This is a genomic window from Streptomyces sp. SLBN-118 (assembly GCF_006715635.1).
GTDB lineage: Bacteria > Actinomycetota > Actinomycetes > Streptomycetales > Streptomycetaceae > Streptomyces.
In genome coordinates this window covers 543,765-560,397 of record NZ_VFNP01000002.1, presented here as the reverse complement: position 1 = coordinate 560,397, position 16,633 = coordinate 543,765, and the positions used below count along the sequence as shown (strand labels likewise).

Genomic DNA, 16,633 nt, shown 5'->3' with positions numbered 1-16,633 from the left:
AAGGCCGTCCCACACGACTGAGCACGCTCTGCCCACCGGGTGACCCCCAGGGCAGAGCGTGTCTGCATCAGCGACCGAGGATCAGTGCAATGAACAGCTCAGATTTGCTGGCAGACGCCTTCGAGCGGATCCGGGAGGTGGTACACGGAGCCGTCGAGGGGCTTGCGCCGGACGATCTCCATGCCCGGCTGGACCCCGACGCGAACTCGATCGCCTGGCTCGTGTGGCATCTGTCGCGCATCCAGGACGACCACGTGGCCGATGCGGCCGCGGTGGAGCAGGTGTGGTTCGCACAGAAGTGGGCGGACCGTTTCCAGCTGCCTTTCGCCAGGGGCGCGACCGGCTTCGGCCACACCAGCAAGCAGGTTGCCGCGGTACGGGTCGAATCCGCCGAACTGCTGCTCGGCTACTTCGACGCCGTCCACGAGGAGACCATGCGATTCGTCGAGGGGCTCGATGACGCGGCGCTCGACAGTGTCGTCGACGAGTCCTGGTCCCCGCCGGTCACCCTGGGCGTGCGGCTGGTCAGTGTCATTGCCGACGATCTGCAGCACGCCGGCCAGGCCGCGTTCGTCCGGGGCTCTCTGGAACGCCGGTAGGCGCGAGCGCGCGAACCGCGGGGCTGCAGCAGAACGCGCGGGCCATCTGGGTGGAGTCGTTGCCCTTGACACGATGGCGTGCACTCGGTCCAGCCGGTCAGCGGGGAGCTGCCGCCGTTGGTGATGCGATGCGCGCAGGACCGGCGCCCCGGTCCCGCTGAGGGCCGGGGCGCTCTCGGACTCCGCAGGGCGTCACGGGCCGGGAGAGGCCGCCGTCCTGGGCGATTCGGGTTCGGACGCCTGGCGCAGTGCCTGACGGGCCGACCACAAGACGGACACCAGCGGTACGGCCACCACCGCGCCCAGGATCCCGGCCGCGATGGCGCCGCCGACGACCGTGAGTGCGACCACCACCGGGTGCAGCCGAACCGCCCAGCTCATCACGATCGGGTGCAGAAGGTGGCCCTCGATCTGCCCGATGATCACGATGAGCGCGATGACCAGCCCCGCGATGAGGGGGCCTTTCGCCGCCAGGGCCACCACGGCGGCGACGGCCAGGGCGATGGGCGAGCCGATGAGCGGAATGAAGGCGGCGAAGAACTCCAGCAGAGCCAGCGGGAGCGCGAGCGGCACGCCGAGGATGAACAGGGCCACGCCGACCAGGACGGCATTGGTCGCGGCCACCAGCACGATGCCGTGCGTGTAGCCGGTGAAGGTCCGCCAGGCCGCACGGCCCGCGACCGATGCCCGCTCCCGGGCGGCCACCGGAAGCTGCTCGCAGAACCAGCCCCACTGCCGGTCGCCGGAGTGAATGAAGAAGACCGAGCAGAACAGCGACAGGACGAGCACGGTCAGCACCTCGACCAGCCGGTGTGCGCCGCTCACCGCCGTACTGATGAGGGTCGAGCGGTGGCTCGACAGGTACTCCCCGATCCGGGACTGGAGGTCGTCGAGTGCGTCGGGGTTGAGCCGGAAGGGCGGCTTCTCGAGCCAGCGCTCGATCCTTGCGACACCTGCCTCGAACTCCCTTTGCAGTCCGGCCCGCTCTCCCGCCACCGACTCGCCGATCAGGGCCAGCACCCCGAGGACGATGACGATGCTGCCGACCAGGGATACGGCCACGGCGAGCGGCCGCGGCATCACCCGCTCCAGCAGGTCGGCCAACGGCCGCAGCATCGCGGTGATGACCATGCCGAGAAAGACGGCCACGGCGACCTCGTGGAACCGCCCCAGCACCGAGAAGACGGCGTAGACGAGCCCGCCCACCACGAGGATCCGCCAGGCGTACGAGGCTGCCGTCTGCAGGGCGGGATGCACCGGCAGACCGTCGCCGGGCCGGGAGCGGGACAGCAGCCCGGCGCCCGGGTTTCCGGCTGCGGGGCGGCTGATGCCGTGCAGGGCTTGCCGCGTCGCAGCGCGGATCCGGTCCCGGCGCCCGGTGGGGGGCGGGCCGGGGTCCGGATTCACGGGCTGCGGATCCGATGGTGGCCACATCCACAAGCACGTACCACCACGGGCGCCGCGTGCCACGCCACCGGTGCGTTATTAGCCCGAAGGCACCCGGTCCACGGGCACCCGTATCCCGGCCTGGCACAGGTAGCGGTACCCGGTTCCGCTTCCCGTGGGGCAGGGCCCTGCCGGGAGGGGGCGGGTCACGGGATATCTTGATGTCGAGCAATGTTGCAGACGTGGAGTGGAGTATCCGGTGACTGACTCGACCATCATCTATACGCACACTGACGAGGCCCCCGCCCTGGCGACCTATTCGTTCCTGCCTGTGGTCGAGGCGTACGCCGCGACGGCCGGTGTCACGGTGGAGAGCCGTGACATCTCCCTGGCCGGCCGGATCATCGCCGGCTTCCCCGAGCGTCTCGAAGAGGGCCAGCGCATCGAGGACGCCCTCCATGAGCTGGGCGAGCTTGCCAAGACTCCCGGCGCGAACATCATCAAGCTGCCGAACATCTCCGCTTCGATTCCGCAGCTGAAGGCCGCGATCGCCGAGCTCCAGCAGCATGGCTATGCCCTGCCGGACTACCCGGACGACCCCAAGACCGACGAGGACAAGGACGTCCGCGCGCGGTACGACAAGGTCAAGGGCAGTGCTGTGAACCCGGTGCTGCGCGAGGGCAACTCCGACCGCCGTGCCCCCGCATCGGTGAAGAACTACGCCAAGACGCACCCGCACCGGATGGGCGCCTGGACCGCCGACTCGAAGACGAACGTCGCGACCATGGGCGCCGGCGACTTCCGCTCGACCGAGAAGTCCGCGACTGTCGCCGACGCCGGCTCGCTGCGTATCGAGTTCGCAGGTGACGACGGCGCCACCACCGTCCTGCGCGACTCGGTGCCCGTCCTCGCGGGCGAGGTCGTGGACGCGTCCGTCATGCGCGTCGCCGAGCTGCGTGAGTTCCTCACCGAGCAGATCGCCCGTGCCAAGGCCGAGGGTGTGCTGTTCTCCGTCCACCTCAAGGCCACGATGATGAAGGTCTCCGACCCGATCGTCTTCGGCCATGTGCTGCGCGCGTTCTTCCCGAAGACGTTCGCCGAGTACGGCGAGACGCTGGCCGCGGCCGGTCTCAGCCCCAACGACGGCCTCGGCGCCATCTACCAGGGCCTGGAGTCGCTGCCCGAGGGCGCGACGATCAAGGAGTCCTTCGAGGCCGAGCTCGCCGCAGGTCCCGAGCTGGCCATGGTCGACTCCGACCACGGCATCACCAACCTGCACGTACCGAGCGATGTCATCGTCGACGCCTCCATGCCGGCCATGATCCGCACTTCCGGTCACATGTGGGGCCCGGACGGCCAGGAGGCCGACACCCTCGCGGTGCTGCCCGACAGCAGCTACTCCGGCGTGTACCAGGTCGTCATCGACGACTGCCGTGCCAACGGCGCCTTCGACCCGTCGACGATGGGCTCCGTACCCAACGTCGGTCTGATGGCGCAGAAGGCCGAGGAGTACGGCAGCCACGACAAGACCTTCGAGATCCCCGCCACGGGCACTGTGCGCCTCCTCGACGGCAACGGCAATGTCGTCCTGGAGCAGACGGTCGGAGCCGGCGACATCTTCCGCATGTGCCAGGCCAAGGACCTGCCGATCCAGGACTGGGTCAAGCTCGCCGTCACCCGCGCCCGCGCGACCGGCACCCCGGCGGTGTTCTGGCTCGACGAGACCCGCGCGCACGACGCGCAGCTGATCAAGAAGGTCAGGACCTACCTCGCCGACCACGACACCGACGGTCTGCAGATCGAGATCATGGCGCCCGTCAAGGCAACCGCGTTCTCGCTGGAGCGCATCCGCCGCGGCGAGGACACCATCTCGGTCACCGGCAACGTGCTGCGCGACTACCTGACCGACCTGTTCCCCATTCTGGAGCTCGGCACGAGCGCCAAGATGCTGTCGGTCGTCCCGCTGATGAACGGTGGCGGACTGTTCGAGACGGGTGCCGGCGGCTCCGCGCCCAAGCACGTCCAGCAGCTCGTCAAGGAGAACTACCTGCGCTGGGACAGCCTGGGTGAGTTCTTCGCGCTCGCGGCCAGCTTCGAGCACCTCGCGCAGACGACGGGCAACGCGCGCGCCCAGGTGCTCGCCGACACCCTCGACCGGGCGACGGCCACGTTCCTCAACGAGGACAAGTCGCCGACCCGCCGCGTGGGCGGCATCGACAACCGCGGCAGCCACTTCTACCTGGCCCTGTACTGGGCCCAGGAGCTGGCGAGGCAGAGCGACGACGCGCAGCTCGCGGAGGCGTTCGCCGCTCTCGCCAAGACGCTCTCCGAGCAGGAGCAGACCATCGTCGGCGAACTCCTCGCGGTGCAGGGCTCCCCGGCCGACATCGGCGGCTACTACCAGCCCGACGCGGCCAAGGCCGCGAAGGTCATGCGTCCGTCGGCGACCTTCAACCAGGCCATCGCGACGCTCGGCTGACGCGAGAACGGCGGCATCGACGCCGTCCGTTGCGCACCTGTTCCGCCCCGGTCGGCACTCATGCCGGCCGGGGCGGCCGCGTTTTCGGGGCCGTGCGGCCGAGCTGGGCGGATGCGCTGTCCAGCAGCATGTCCAGGGCTGTGGGATACGCGCTGTGATTCATACGGGCGACGAGCAGGTGCGCCGTGGCCTCGATGTGGGGATGCGTCGTCGCGGGCAGCCGGGCGTAGGTGGCCCGCCATACCTCCTCGTCCGCCTCGCGCGCGGCAGCCGGCAGCGCGAGCGAGGCCGCGTCCAGCGCTGCGAACGCCAGGGTCTGGTCGATGAACGCCTGATAGATCCGTACGGCGTCGGCGTCCGCGAAGCCCGCCGCACGCAGCACCCCCAGGATCGTCTCGTCGGCCGCGACCTCGTGCGCACGGCCGGACACCCGGCTCGCGGTGAGGACGGCGGCCTGCGGGTGCCCGAGGTACGCGGCATGGATGCGCAGGCCCAGGTCGCGCAGGTCGGCCCGCCAGTCACCGCTGCCTTTCCAGCCCGCCACGGCCCGCCCGACGAGTACGTCCCCGATGGCGAGCGTCAGGTCGTCGATACCGCTGAAGTACCGGTACAGGGTGCTCGGGTCGGCGCCCAGGGCGGTGCCGAGGCGGCGCACGGTCAGGCCCGCGCCGCCGTGCTCCCGCAGCATGCGCAGGGCGGTCTCGATGATCAGCTGCTCGGAGAGCACCGCCCCGTTCTTGGTGGGACGACGGCGTCGCCGGGCCTCTTCCGGCACGACGGGCTTGGCCACGGCACGCTCCTTCCACGGGGACCTTCCGGTCCGGCGATCTTATGCCAACACCATTGACGTGAAAAGGGCCGCGAGCGTTGGATCGATGACAGCGGGCGCCGCGACCGGAAGCGGCGCACTGTCTGTTACCTCTGACATGCCCGCTGTGCCCAGATATGCCCTGGAACGGAGTTCTGTCATGCGTGTTCTGCTCGTGGGAGCCGGCGGCGTCGGTACTGCCATCACCCGGATCGCAGCCCGCCGATCCTTCTTCGACCACATGGTCGTCGCCGACTACGACCTCTCCCGCGCCCGGTCCGCCGTCGCGGCCCTGGAGCCGGACGGCCGCTTCAGCGCCGTACGGATCGACGCGAGTGACGAGGGGGCCGTCACCTTCCTGCTGGCGGAGCAGCGATGCGACGTGCTGCTGAACGCGACCGACCCCCGCTTCGTGATGCCGCTGTTCCAGGCCGCCCTGGCCGCCGGAGCGCACTACCTGGACATGGCGATGTCGCTGTCCCGCCCGCACCCGGAGCGCCCGTACGAACAGTGCGGAGTCAAGCTCGGCGACGCCCAGTTCGAGCGGGCAGGGGACTGGGAGGAGGCCGGATCGCTCGCCCTGGTCGGCATGGGTGTCGAACCCGGCCTGTCTGACGTCTTCGCGCGGCACGCCGCCGACGAACTCTTCGACGAGATCGAGGAGATCGGCATCCGCGACGGGGCCGACCTCACGGTCGACGGTTACGACTTCGCGCCCTCGTTCAGCATCTGGACCACCATCGAGGAATGCCTCAATGCACCCGTTGTCTACGAGGCGGGCCGCGGCTGGTTCACCACCCCGCCCTTCAGCGAGCCCGAGGTCTTCGACTTCCCCGAAGGGATCGGCCCCGTCGAGTGCGTCAATGTCGAGCACGAGGAGGTTCTGCTGGTGCCGCGCTGGGTGGACGCGGGACGTGTCACCTTCAAGTACGGCCTCGGTGAGGACTTCATCCGTACGTTGCAGACGCTGCACCTGCTGGGCCTGGACCGTACCGATCCGGTGCCGGTGCCCGCGGCGGACGGATCGGGTACGGTCCACGTCTCCCCGCGCGACGTGGTTGCCGCCTGCCTCCCCGACCCGGCAGCTCTCGGGCAGCGGATGCACGGCAAGACCTGCGCGGGCACCTGGGTGAAGGGCACCAAGGACGGCCGCCCGCGCGAGGTCTACCTGTACCACGTGGTCGACAACCAGTGGTCGATGCGTGAGTACGGCTCCCAGGCCGTCGTATGGCAGACCGCGATCAACCCCGTCGTCGCCCTGGAACTGATCGCCGCGGGCACCTGGACCGGCAGCGGCGTCCTCGGCCCCGAGGCGTTTCCCGCCCGGCCCTTCCTGGACCTGCTGACCGAGTACGGCTCCCCATGGGGCATGCGCGAGCAGTGAGAGCACACGCGGGCGTACTCCAGGCCCTGTTGGGCCCGACCCCCATCAACAAGTTTTGAATCCCTCTGAGCAGAACAGTCGCCGTCTCCGTATCCCTGTGCGTCGTGCTGTGTCCCAAGCCTGAGCGGGTGGGGCACGGCCCGACTCGGCCGAGGACACGAAGTCCCGGCGCGACGACCACAGAGGGGCGGACCAGTGAGGTACAGGCAGAGACACAAGCGGTCCAGGTGGATCGGCATCACCGTCGTCGGAGTGACAGCGCTGGCCGTCGGGGGCGGGGCGCTGCTGATGACCGACAACAACGCCCAGGCCGCGCGTGACTCCTGGGGCGGGCAGGCCGCACAGGCGCCGATGACCATCAACTGCCCTGACGTCGCAGTCCGTCTGTCGAATGTGCCGGAGCAGGCCAGGCCAGCCGTGGACAATCAACTGGCGCAGCTGGACAGTCAGGTGGCGGATGCCTACGGGCAGCTCGCCGCGGGCGGCATGCAGGCCGACCGGAACTGGGTGCGAACCCGTGTGCTGGACCCGCTCTCGTCCCAGCGCCGCGGCACCCTGAACCTTATCGCCACCGAGATCGAGCGTGTCTCGAACCGACCCGAGGGTCTGGAATCGATGGCCTCCTGCACCGTCAAGAAGGACGATGTGGCCACGGCCGCCGCACCCGCGTCCGGCTCCGCGGCTCCGAACGCCCCCGCACCGGGCGCGTCCGCTGCGGCCAATGGCGGCAAGGCGCAGACCGGCCCCCGCAGGTCGGACTTCGTCGACATCCGCAGAGTGCGGCCCAATGCCGCGGGGCCGCGCCTCCAGGCAGGCGCCTCGCGCGGCACCTTCCAGTCCCGCTGCGGGCGCAACGAGAACAAGCACTTCAACCCCGACAACGTGATCGTCGCCCCCGGCGTGAGCAACGGCGCCCATCACATGCACGACTACGTCGGCAATCTGGAGACCGACGCCTTCGCCACCAACGACGACCTCGCCGCTGCCGGGACGACCTGCACCAACGGCGACCGCTCCACCCATTACTGGCCGGTTCTGCGCCTGCGCAACGGAAAGATCGAGGCCGACGCGAACCTGCCCGGCGGAGGCCAGGACGGCAACGTGGGACGCATTCTCCAGCCCGCTTCCGTACAACTCACCTTCCGTGGCAGCCCTGTCAGCAAGGTGACGGCGATGCCCACGTTCCTGCGCATCATCACCGGCGACGCCAAGGCGTTCACCAACGGAACGGCCAACGCCAACGCCTCCTGGAGCTGCACCGGCTTCGAGAACCGGCAGCTGAAGGACAAGTACCCGCTGTGTCCGCAGGGCAGCAATGTGGTGCGTACGTTCAAGTTCCAGAGCTGCTGGGACGGCAGCAACACCGACAGTGCGAACCACCGCACGCATGTGGCCTTCGCCCGCGCCAACGGCACGTGTCCCAACGGTTTCAGGGCCATCCCCCAGCTTGTCCAGCGGATCACCTACAAGATTGCGCCCGGCTCGGTCTTCGCCGTCGACAGCTTCCCCGAGCAGTTGCACAAGCCCGGTACGGACCACGGTGACTTCATCAACGTGATGTCCGCGTCGCTCATGCGGAAGGCGGTGAACTGCATCAACAGCGGCCGCAGGTGCGGCTGACGCCGGGACCCGGCAGCCGTGGAGCGCCGCGCTGCCGGGTCCACCGCGCTCCTTCCGCGTAGGAGGAGAAAGCCGGCTCGGGAAATATCTCGTCCCCGAACCAGAATCCAAAGCTGATCAACTCACGGGAGTGCGCCTCCCGCGTCACCGGGTCGACGTCCGGCGGCTGATCGGTGTGACGCCCCGAGAACCGGGTGTACGCGACCGACTGGCCCGCGAGCGGGAACGACCTCGCTTCGCCGTCCAGTGGGTGTCCTGCCACAGACTGAGCGGCATCGCCGGGAACGGCTCCATCGTGGCACCCTTCCTGCACGGCGCGAGCGCGGGCCGGGCCCTTCCATGATGACCACGCCCGACACGTCCGGCATCCGGCCGCATGCCTAGGGGTGCTCGAAGAGCTGCATTACGCCGCCGACCGAGAAGCACGCAGCGCCGGTGATGGTCCCCCAATTGGCGACGTCGGCGTTGATGACGTCCCCGGTACCCGGGTCGGTGAAGTCGGCCAGTGCCGCAACCAGGAAAAGCACCGAGCCGAGCTGGTTGACGGCGACGATCCACCAGCCGAGGTCTCGTACGCGCAGGCGGGGAGGGCCGTGGCTGACCTCGACGAGGGCCAGGTGCCCGGAGACGAGGAAGAGCAGGCAGCCGATGAGGTCCGGCGTCCAGATCAGCCGGTTCACCTGCTGGGTGGACAGCCCCTGGAGGAAGGAGTCCAGCAGGTTGACGCCGAACACCAGCGTGCCCACGAACAGGACGAACGTGCTCAGCCAGTCGATCCGCAGGGGCTCGTAGCTCCACCACCGCCATCGATGGGTGATCAGGGTGCCGGCGTCGCTGCGGCGCCTGGGGGCGTTGACCGTCTGCAGCAGGGAGGTGTACGCGCCGGTGGTGAAGAAAAGGCCGCCGACGAAGTAGACCGTGGCGCTCTGGGTCGGATCGCCGGACCCGAACTGGGCGAGTGCGGCGCCGAGGACGAACAGCGCTCCACCGAACGTGAACGACACCGCGGCGGTCGCGTTGAGGACGCGCAGGCGGTGGAGGGCTTCCTCGTCCGCGTACTGAGTGACGGCCTCGGCTCCCTTTGGCCTGACCGTGAGCTTTCCGCGTTTGCGCGCGGCGCGCGATTCCCAGACCGCTGTGCCGCCCCCCGCGAAGCGCCAGGTGAGGCGCGTGGTGAACGGTCCGGCGCCCTCGGCGCGCTCTTCGTTGTGACTCACATGCCGAGCCTACGAGCGGGAGCACGCCGGGGCGGGGAACCTCTTGGCTGGTCCGTGCAGCGGGGGAGTGGGACCCTGTGTAGTGGGGTGTCTGCCGAGGGGACTCGGGAGGGCCGATGGGACGAGATGTCCCGGCGCTGGTATTCACCCGTGACGACCGCCGCCGGTACCGGATCAAGATGCAGGAATGCCTCGACGCGTTCGCCCAGATGCTGCGTGAGTCGCGATTCGAGTTCGAGCGGCCCCAGGTGGGTCTGGAGATCGAACTCAATCTGGTGGACACGCGCGGCGAGCCCACGATGCGCAATACCGACGTTCTGGAGGCGATCGCGGACCCGGCCTGGGCGACCGAGCTGGGCAGATTCAACCTGGAGATCAACATTCCGCCCCGCCGCCTGACAGCCGGTGGTCCCGACGCGTGGGAGCAGGAGATCCGGGACGCGCTCAATCACGCCGAAGGCCGCGCCGCGGAGGTCGGCGCGCATCTGATCATGGTGGGAATCCTGCCGACACTGCGCCAGCCCGATGTGAGTGAGTCGGCGCTGTCGGAGAACCCGCGGTACCGCCTGCTGAACGAGCAGGTGTTCGCGGCCCGCGGTGAGGATCTGCGGATCGAAGTGGACGGCGTGGACCGGCTGCGGACGTACGCGGACACCATCACGCCGGAGGCGGCGTGCACCAGCACCCAGTTCCACCTGCAGGTCTCGCCGGATGAGTTCGCGCCCTACTGGAACGCGGCACAGGCGATCGCGGGGGTGCAGGTGGCTCTCGCCGCGAACTCGCCGTTCCTGTTCGGCAAGGAGCTCTGGCACGAGACGCGCATCCCGCTCTTCGAGCAGGCCACGGACACCCGTTCGGAAGAGATCAAGGTGCAGGGGGTGCGACCACGGGTGTGGTTCGGAGAGCGCTGGATCAACAGTGTATTCGACCTCTTCGAGGAGAACGTGCGCTATTTCCCCGCGCTGCTGCCCCTGTGCGACGAGCAGGAACCGCGGGAGATCCTGGACCGTGGCGACACCCCCGAGCTGGCCGAACTCACGCTGCACAACGGCACGATCTACCGCTGGAACCGCCCGGTCTATGCCGTGTCTCACGACAAACCGCATCTGCGGGTCGAGAACCGCGTGCTCCCCGCCGGCCCCACGGTCGCCGACGTTCTCGCGAACGGCGCCTTCTACTACGGGCTGACGCGCGCGCTGGTGGACGAGGAACGGCCGGTCTGGTCGCGGATGTCGTTCTCGGCGGCCGAGGACAACCTGCACGCCGCGGCCCGCAACGGGATCGACGCGCGGCTGTACTGGCCCGGCATGGGCGAGGTGCCCGCCTCGGAACTCGTACTGAGACGCCTCCTGCCGCTGGCGCACCGGGGCCTGGAGCAGACCGGAATGGACGCGGCGTGGCGGGAGCCGCTGCTGGGGATCATCGAACAGCGGTGCGTCACCGGCCGCAACGGCGCGGTCTGGCAGAAGGAGATGTTCCATCACATCGATGGCGCGGCCCATGTCAGTCACCATGAGGCGCTGCGGCGGATGACACGGCAGTACATGGAGTACATGCATCTCAACGCGCCCGCTCATACCTGGCCCGTCGAGTGAGCTGTGGCCCCGCGGGCCGGCTGCGCCGGTGGGCGTGGCCGGGTAGCTGCGCCATGTCACGTCGGCTACCGTTTGTCACTGAAAGCCGCATTTGGGGCATGGTGACTTCACGGCGAAGGGCGTACGCATGATCCCGATCCTGGCCGACGCCGTGGTCGGCGCGCCCGGTTCTGTGCCGGCATGACGACACCGGAACCGGAACTGCGAACCGGCCCCGTCGAGCAGAACACCGCCACCGCCGCCCGCGTCGGCGACACAGCGGCCGCACGGCTCAAGGAACGGATCTACGCGACCATCACCTTGGCCGCCGTGGTGGTGACTCTCGCCGAGGGAGAAACGTCTGACCCCGAGGAGGCGGCGCTCACCGTGGCCGGGGCAGCTCTCGGCGTCTGGCTGGCAACGCTGGTCGCCGACGAGCAGGCGCACCGTGCCGTGAGCAAGCGTGGCGCGAGCCGGGCGGAGATCCGGACGGCTTTGTATGTCTCTGCTCCGTTGTTGCTGGGCGCGGTGGGGCCGCTGGTACTGATCGGCTTGTCGGCGCTGGGCGCGATGGATCTGGGCACCGCGCTGATGATCAGCGCCGGGGTTGAAGTGGCGACCCTCTTCCTGTGGGGTTGGCGAACCGGCCTGCGGATGGGCAACGGGCCCCTGAGCGCACTCGTGTCGGGCCTGCTGGACACTGTGATCGGCGTCGGGGTTGTGAGCGTGAAGCTCCTCGCGGGTCATTGAGCCGGGCTGCGGTCGCCCCATGGGCACCAGGCCCGGGTTTCGGACCTACGGCTGCGCCCGCAGCGGTGTGGGGGAGGGCGGACCCGTCAGGGCTGAAGGCGAGTGGTGTTCCAGCCGTTCGGTGTGCGGTCGTAGCGGAGTCTTTCGTGGAGGCGGTCGGTGCCATTGGCCCAGAACTCGACGGCGTGCGGGACGAGTTCGAGGGCGACATAGGTCAGTGGGCGTGGGTGGGGTCCCGCTTGGGCGAGGGCGTGGGCGCGGGCGCGCAGGGCGGGCACGTCGTCCAGCGGTTCGCTCTGGCGTGATGCCGTCGTCATCGCGTGGGTGAACACCGGCCTCCCCGCCCACAGGGCTTCGGTATCGGCGTCGGACAGCTGCCGCACCGGGCCGCTCAGGCTGACCTGCCGGCTGGTCTCGCGCCAGTAGAGCAGGCCGGAGGCCCAGGGATTCGCCCGCAGTTCGCGGGCCTTGCGGCTGGTGCGGTGGGTGGTGAAGACCAGGCCGCACTCGGTGAGCCGGCCCACGACCACGGTGCGCAGGGAAGTCCGGCGCTGGGTGTCGGCGGTGGCCAGAGCCAGGGCTCTCGGTTCACGTACACCGTGGACGTGCGCATCATCGAGCCAGCTGTGCAGCAGAGCGATCGGGTCGGACGGCGGCGCCGCATACTCAGGAAAGGCGATGTCGACGGTCGCCGTAAGAGATTCCGAGCCGGTCCGGATGCCGGGACTCGCGTTCATGGGCAGCTCAGACATGGAGGGTCCCCTGGGCTGTGATCACGCCTTCGCCGCCGACCTCGACGGACTCGATGTGGGCTCCGACGCCTTCGGCGCGGGCGAGCATGCGGGACGGGCGGCCCATCTCGACGCCCTGCAGGATCTCGATGCAGCGACCGCGGGTGAGGGCGCCGTGCCGCAGGAGGTGGACGACCAGCGGGCCCGCGGCGGAGCCCGTGGCGGCGTCCTCGGTCACTCCGTAGGCAGGAGAGAACATACGGCTGCGCCAGTGTGCGCCGTGACCGGCGAAGCAGTTGGTCGCCATGTCCTCGAAGGCTGCCAGCGCGCGGTGGTCGGGATCCAGCGCGGACAGTGCGCTCACGCTGTCCAGGCCGACGAACACGTGGCGGGGCCCGTTGCGGTAGATCTCCACGGGAAGCGTCGAGGCGGGTACACCCAGCGCTTCGAGAAGTTCCCCGGTCCGGTCGAAGGGTTCCCAGGTGGGCAGCGGCTGTTGCATCCGGGCCGTGACCACCGGCCCGTCCGTGCGGTCCAGTTCGAACGGGATGACGCTCACCGCGGTCTCAAGCCGGAGCCGGTCGCCCGGGATCCGGCGGGCCAGCGCGAGCGCCGTTCCCAGCAGCGGATGCCCGGCGAACGGCAGCTCGTTGACCGGCGTGAAGATACGGATCCGGGCGTCGCCGCCCTGACGCGGACGCAGGACGAAGGTGGTCTCGGACAGGTTCATTTCGCGTGCGATGCGCTGCATGACCTCCGGGCCGAGGTCGTCACTGTCGAAGAAGACTGCCACGGGGTTGCCGAGCAGGCGTTCTCGGGCGAAGACGTCCACCACGACGTAGGGGTGCATCCGATGTCTCCAATTCACCGCCGGGAACAGCGGCTTCGGGGGTCAGGCGGGCACAGCGGCCGGGCGCATCGCCCGGCGAACTGCCTGTGCGACGATGCGGACTCCGTGCTCGGTGAGTACGGACTCGGGGTGGAACTGCATCGACGTGAAGTGCGGGCCGCGCAGCGCGTGGACCTCGCCGCTCGCCCGGTCGCGAGAGACGTCCACCCTGCCGACACCGTCGACGTGCGTGGTGTCATGGCGACTGTGTGCGGCGTACGTGTTGTAGAAACCGGCCCGGACCCGGTCTCCGAAGAAGTCGATCTCGTGCTGCGCGCCCTGGCTGGGATGATCGCGGCGCTGAAGAGAAAAGCCGAGCCGGAGACTGAGGACCTGATGGCTCAGGCAGACGGCGAGGAACGGCCGCCGCTGCGCCAGCAGCGAATGCACCGCCGAGCGCAGGGCCTCCATGCGCGGGTGGCCCCGCTCGGCGGGGTCGCCGGGTCCGGGTCCCAGCACCACCAGGTCGCAGCCGTCGAAGGTGTGTGCCTCATCGAACCGGCGGACGGTCACCACCAGCCCGAGGGAACGGAGTTGATGGGCGATCATGGAGGTGAAGGTGTCCTCCATGTCGATGACCAGAGCGGTGCGTCCCGCCAGGTCGGATGGCGACTGGTCCCCGGGGGCGCCCGGGTGCAGCCAGAAGGATGCCAGGGTGTCGTTACGGCGCTCAAGTGCGGCGCGGACGCTGGGATGCGCAGCGTAGGAGACGACTGTGCCGGACTGTGTGGCGGCGCCGGTGCGCGTGGGGCGGGATGTGGCGGGTCCGGATTCCAGGGCGGCGATCAGCCCGGCCGCCTTGGCCCGTGTCTCGGCCGCCTCCGTGCCCGGGTCGGAATGGCGTACGAGCGTCGATCCGACCCCGATCCGCACGCGCCCGGCCGCGCTGATGTCGGCGCTGCGGATGAGGATCGCCGAGTCCAGGATGCGGCCACCCTGCTCGTCGCGGCCGATGAGGGCGGCGATTCCGCTGTAGTAGCCGCGGCCCCGCTTCTCGTATCGGGCGATGACGCGGCAGGCGCTCTCCAGCGGGCCGCCTGTCACCGTCGGCGCGAGCAGCGTCTCACGCAGGATGGTGCGCACATCGCGCGCGGTGCGCCCCCGGATGTAGTACTCGGAGTGTGCGAGCCGCGCCATTTCCTTGAGATACGGGCCCAGGACGCTGATGCCCGGCTCGCAGATCCCGGCCATCATCTTGAGTTCTTCGTCGACGACCATGCACAGTTCGTCGCTCTCCTTGGCGTCGGCGAGGAAGTCCATGACGCCGGCCAGGGTGGGGCCTGCGGCCGGGTAGCGGTATGTGCCGCTGATCGGGTTCATCACCGCTGTCGCGCCTCGTACGCTGATGTGCCGCTCCGGCGATGCCCCGACGAACGTGCGTGAGCCGGTGTGGACGACAAAGGTCCAGTACGCACCCTCCTCGCCCTCCAGCAGTCGGCGGAAGAAGGCCAGGGCGCCGTGGGGCCCGTAGTCGGTGATGTCGGCCACGAACGACCGCTGGATGACGAAATTGGCCCCCGCGCCGGTCCCGATCTCATCCGTGATCACCTGTTTGACGGTCTGTGCGTAGGTGGCGTCTTCGCTGTCGAAGTGCCCGCCCGACAGGGAGGTCGCGACGTCCGGCAGCCGGGCGAGCGCTGCTCCGAGCGGCATGGTCTGCTGCTCGGTCACCGCCATCGAGATCAGCGGGGAGTGGTCGTCGTGGCAGGAGAATCCGCGTTCGGTGATCTGCCGGTAGGGGACGAGTACGAGTGTTTCGTGGCGGCCCCTGCCGGCGGGTGCGCTGCGCGGGAGCGGGATCCGGGCCAGCGTCACCGGGTGCGTCACGTTGCCGGTGAGGATGTCCAGTTGGCCGGGGTCCGTGGTGTGCGGGCGGTGGAGGATGGCGTAAGCGGGTGGGGGATCGCGGAGGATCCGGTCCAGCAAAGTGCTCATGCCAGGGCCTCCTTGGTTCCGGTCACGGATGTCCTCATGCAGCCTCCTCGAACGGGTGCGAGCCGTACTCCGTGCGGGCGGAGAAGGCGGAGACGACGGACAGGGCCTGGTCGAGGTTGAGGCGGGGGTCGCACAGGCTCGTGGAGTGCTGCTCGCCCGTCCGGGCCAGGTCGGTTTCGTCGCCGACGCACTCCAGGACGGCGTCCGGAGTCGTCTCCAGGTGCAGTCCTCCGGCGATGCCTCCGCCGGCCCGGACGGCCTGCCGGAACGCGACGACTTCGCGGATCGCGTGCTGGACGACGCGAGTCTTGGTGCCGTCGGTCCTCTGCACGGTGTTGCCGTGAAGCGGGTCGGTCAGCCAGCTGACGGGGTGGCCGGCGGCGCGTACCGCGGCGACGAGACCGGGCAGACGATCGGCCACGGTGTCGGCGCCCATCCGGGCGATCAGGGTGAGCCGGCCCGGCTGTCGCTCAGGGTCGAGGCGTTCGCACAGGCCGAGTAGCTCGCCCGGGCTGATGGTCGGGCCGACTTTGCAGGCGACCGGGTTGGCGATGGCGGCGAGGAGCGCGACATGCGCGCCGTCCACCTGACGGGTGCGCTCGCCGATCCAGGGCCAGTGCGTGGAGCCGAGATACAGCCGGCCCGCTTCGTCCCGGCGGAGCATGGGCACTTCGTAGTCGAGGAGCAGTGCTTCATGGCTGGTCCAGACGGGCGCATCGATGCGCGCGCTGCCGGGCGGTGCCGCCCAGCCCAGGTGGGACATGATGTCGCTCGCGGCCATGTAGCCCGTGAGGATGCGCAGGGGGTCGGGCCTGCGGCTGTCCGGCGTCGGCTGCGGCCCGTTGACCATGTGCCCCTGGTAGGAGGGGAGTTCGAGGTCGCCGACCTGCTCGGTCCGGTGGGTACGGGGCTTGGCGAACTGTCCCGCGATCCTGCCGACACGCACAACCGGCCGGGCGGTGGCCATGCGCAGGGTCCCGGCGAGCAGTTCCAGTACGGCGATTTTACGGCTGACGTGGGCGGGCGTGCACTCTGCGGGGTCCTCGGAGCAGTCGCCGCACTGCACGACCAGGCACCGTTCGGCCGCGACCTGGGCCAGCAGACCGGAGAGCGTACGCAGGTCCTGGGGCCGCACGAGCGCGGGGCGGGCGGCGAGGGCGTGGCGCAGTCGTCTTGCTTGTACGGGGTCGCTCCACTGCGGCTGGTGCAGCGCGTTGCCGAACCGGGTCTCGCTCAGCAGGTCTTCCATCACATCGCCCCT

Annotated in this window: 13 protein-coding genes and 1 pseudogene; 6 read left to right on the top strand and 8 right to left on the bottom strand. The window is 69.5% G+C overall.

What is annotated here, in order from left to right:
* Positions 1-89 precede the first annotated feature (89 nt).
* A complete protein-coding gene (locus FBY35_RS21110; RefSeq protein WP_142215564.1) occupies positions 90-599 on the top strand; it encodes a mycothiol transferase in 510 nt (169 codons plus the stop codon).
* Between the two features lie 192 nt (positions 600-791).
* On the opposite strand, the gene FBY35_RS21105 is transcribed toward FBY35_RS21110, so the two are convergent.
* Positions 792-2,006, bottom strand: coding sequence for an AI-2E family transporter (locus tag FBY35_RS21105; RefSeq protein WP_399208579.1), 1,215 nt, complete (start codon positions 2,004-2,006; stop codon positions 792-794).
* Between the two features lie 238 nt (positions 2,007-2,244).
* Between FBY35_RS21105 and FBY35_RS21100 the strand changes: the two genes are divergently transcribed.
* Entirely contained in the window at positions 2,245-4,464 is a 2,220-nt protein-coding gene (locus tag FBY35_RS21100; RefSeq protein ID WP_142215562.1) for an NADP-dependent isocitrate dehydrogenase, read from the top strand.
* 58 nt (positions 4,465-4,522) lie between these two features.
* Here the strand turns inward: FBY35_RS21100 and FBY35_RS21095 are convergent, their stop codons facing one another.
* The gene (locus tag FBY35_RS21095) at positions 4,523-5,254 is read right to left on the bottom strand and encodes a TetR/AcrR family transcriptional regulator (RefSeq protein ID WP_142215561.1); all 732 of its coding nucleotides are present in this window, start codon (positions 5,252-5,254) and stop codon (positions 4,523-4,525) included.
* 178 nt (positions 5,255-5,432) lie between these two features.
* Here FBY35_RS21095 and FBY35_RS21090 point away from each other — a divergent pair, with 178 nt between their 5' ends.
* Positions 5,433-6,656 carry a saccharopine dehydrogenase family protein gene (locus FBY35_RS21090; RefSeq protein WP_142215560.1) on the top strand — a complete coding sequence of 408 codons (1,224 nt, stop codon included), beginning with the start codon at positions 5,433-5,435 and terminating at the stop codon, positions 6,654-6,656.
* 195 nt (positions 6,657-6,851) lie between these two features.
* Positions 6,852-8,276, top strand: coding sequence for a DUF1996 domain-containing protein (locus tag FBY35_RS21085; protein WP_142215559.1), 1,425 nt, complete (start codon positions 6,852-6,854; stop codon positions 8,274-8,276).
* Positions 8,277-8,298: 22 nt separating this feature from the next.
* On the opposite strand, the pseudogene FBY35_RS37365 reads toward FBY35_RS21085, so the two are convergent.
* Together FBY35_RS37365 and FBY35_RS21075 are read right to left on the bottom strand one after the other, a co-directional pair.
* A pseudogene (locus FBY35_RS37365) lies at positions 8,299-8,481 on the bottom strand (DUF5996 family protein); the annotation flags it as partial.
* 175 nt (positions 8,482-8,656) lie between these two features.
* Complete coding sequence (locus FBY35_RS21075) at positions 8,657-9,493, bottom strand: hypothetical protein (RefSeq protein WP_142215557.1); 837 nt, start codon at positions 9,491-9,493, stop codon at positions 8,657-8,659.
* Positions 9,494-9,609: 116 nt separating this feature from the next.
* Between FBY35_RS21075 and FBY35_RS21070 the strand changes: the two genes are divergently transcribed.
* Together FBY35_RS21070 and FBY35_RS21065 are read left to right on the top strand one after the other, a co-directional pair.
* The gene (locus FBY35_RS21070; protein ID WP_142215556.1) at positions 9,610-11,088 is read left to right on the top strand and encodes a glutamate-cysteine ligase family protein; all 1,479 of its coding nucleotides are present in this window, start codon (positions 9,610-9,612) and stop codon (positions 11,086-11,088) included.
* 180 nt (positions 11,089-11,268) lie between these two features.
* Positions 11,269-11,817 (top strand): hypothetical protein, encoded by a 549-nt coding sequence (locus FBY35_RS21065; RefSeq protein ID WP_260848770.1) that lies wholly within the window; start codon positions 11,269-11,271, stop codon positions 11,815-11,817.
* 86 nt (positions 11,818-11,903) lie between these two features.
* On the opposite strand, the gene phzG is transcribed toward FBY35_RS21065, so the two are convergent.
* From phzG to FBY35_RS21045, 4 genes are read right to left on the bottom strand one after another with little or no spacing between them, the layout of a single operon-like run.
* The gene (phzG, locus tag FBY35_RS21060) at positions 11,904-12,569 is read right to left on the bottom strand and encodes a phenazine biosynthesis FMN-dependent oxidase PhzG (RefSeq protein ID WP_142215555.1); all 666 of its coding nucleotides are present in this window, start codon (positions 12,567-12,569) and stop codon (positions 11,904-11,906) included.
* Positions 12,562-13,398 carry a PhzF family phenazine biosynthesis protein gene (locus FBY35_RS21055; RefSeq protein WP_142215554.1) on the bottom strand — a complete coding sequence of 279 codons (837 nt, stop codon included), beginning with the start codon at positions 13,396-13,398 and terminating at the stop codon, positions 12,562-12,564. The genes phzG and FBY35_RS21055 overlap by 8 nt, the downstream gene beginning before the upstream one ends.
* Before the next feature lie 42 nt (positions 13,399-13,440).
* Positions 13,441-15,372 carry an anthranilate synthase family protein gene (locus tag FBY35_RS21050; RefSeq protein WP_142215553.1) on the bottom strand — a complete coding sequence of 644 codons (1,932 nt, stop codon included), beginning with the start codon at positions 15,370-15,372 and terminating at the stop codon, positions 13,441-13,443.
* A 34-nt stretch (positions 15,373-15,406) separates the two neighbouring features.
* On the bottom strand, positions 15,407-16,621 hold the full coding sequence (locus FBY35_RS21045) for a 3-deoxy-7-phosphoheptulonate synthase (protein WP_142215552.1): 1,215 nt from the start codon (positions 16,619-16,621) through the stop codon (positions 15,407-15,409).
* Positions 16,622-16,633: the final 12 nt, after the last annotated feature.

Excerpts from the sequence above, each read along its gene's own strand:
- phzG (WP_142215555.1), bottom strand. The coding sequence starts at position 12,569 with ATGTCTGAGCTGCCCATGAACGCGAGTCCCGGCATCCGGACCGGCTCG.
- FBY35_RS21045 (WP_142215552.1), bottom strand. The coding sequence starts at position 16,621 with ATGGAAGACCTGCTGAGCGAGACCCGGTTCGGCAACGCGCTGCACCAG.
- FBY35_RS21065 (WP_260848770.1), top strand. The coding sequence starts at position 11,269 with ATGACGACACCGGAACCGGAACTGCGAACCGGCCCCGTCGAGCAGAAC.
- FBY35_RS21050 (WP_142215553.1), bottom strand. The coding sequence starts at position 15,372 with ATGAGCACTTTGCTGGACCGGATCCTCCGCGATCCCCCACCCGCTTAC.
- FBY35_RS21055 (WP_142215554.1), bottom strand. The coding sequence starts at position 13,398 with ATGCACCCCTACGTCGTGGTGGACGTCTTCGCCCGAGAACGCCTGCTC.
- FBY35_RS21090 (WP_142215560.1), top strand. The coding sequence starts at position 5,433 with ATGCGTGTTCTGCTCGTGGGAGCCGGCGGCGTCGGTACTGCCATCACC.
- FBY35_RS21070 (WP_142215556.1), top strand. The coding sequence starts at position 9,610 with ATGGGACGAGATGTCCCGGCGCTGGTATTCACCCGTGACGACCGCCGC.
- FBY35_RS21110 (WP_142215564.1), top strand. The coding sequence starts at position 90 with ATGAACAGCTCAGATTTGCTGGCAGACGCCTTCGAGCGGATCCGGGAG.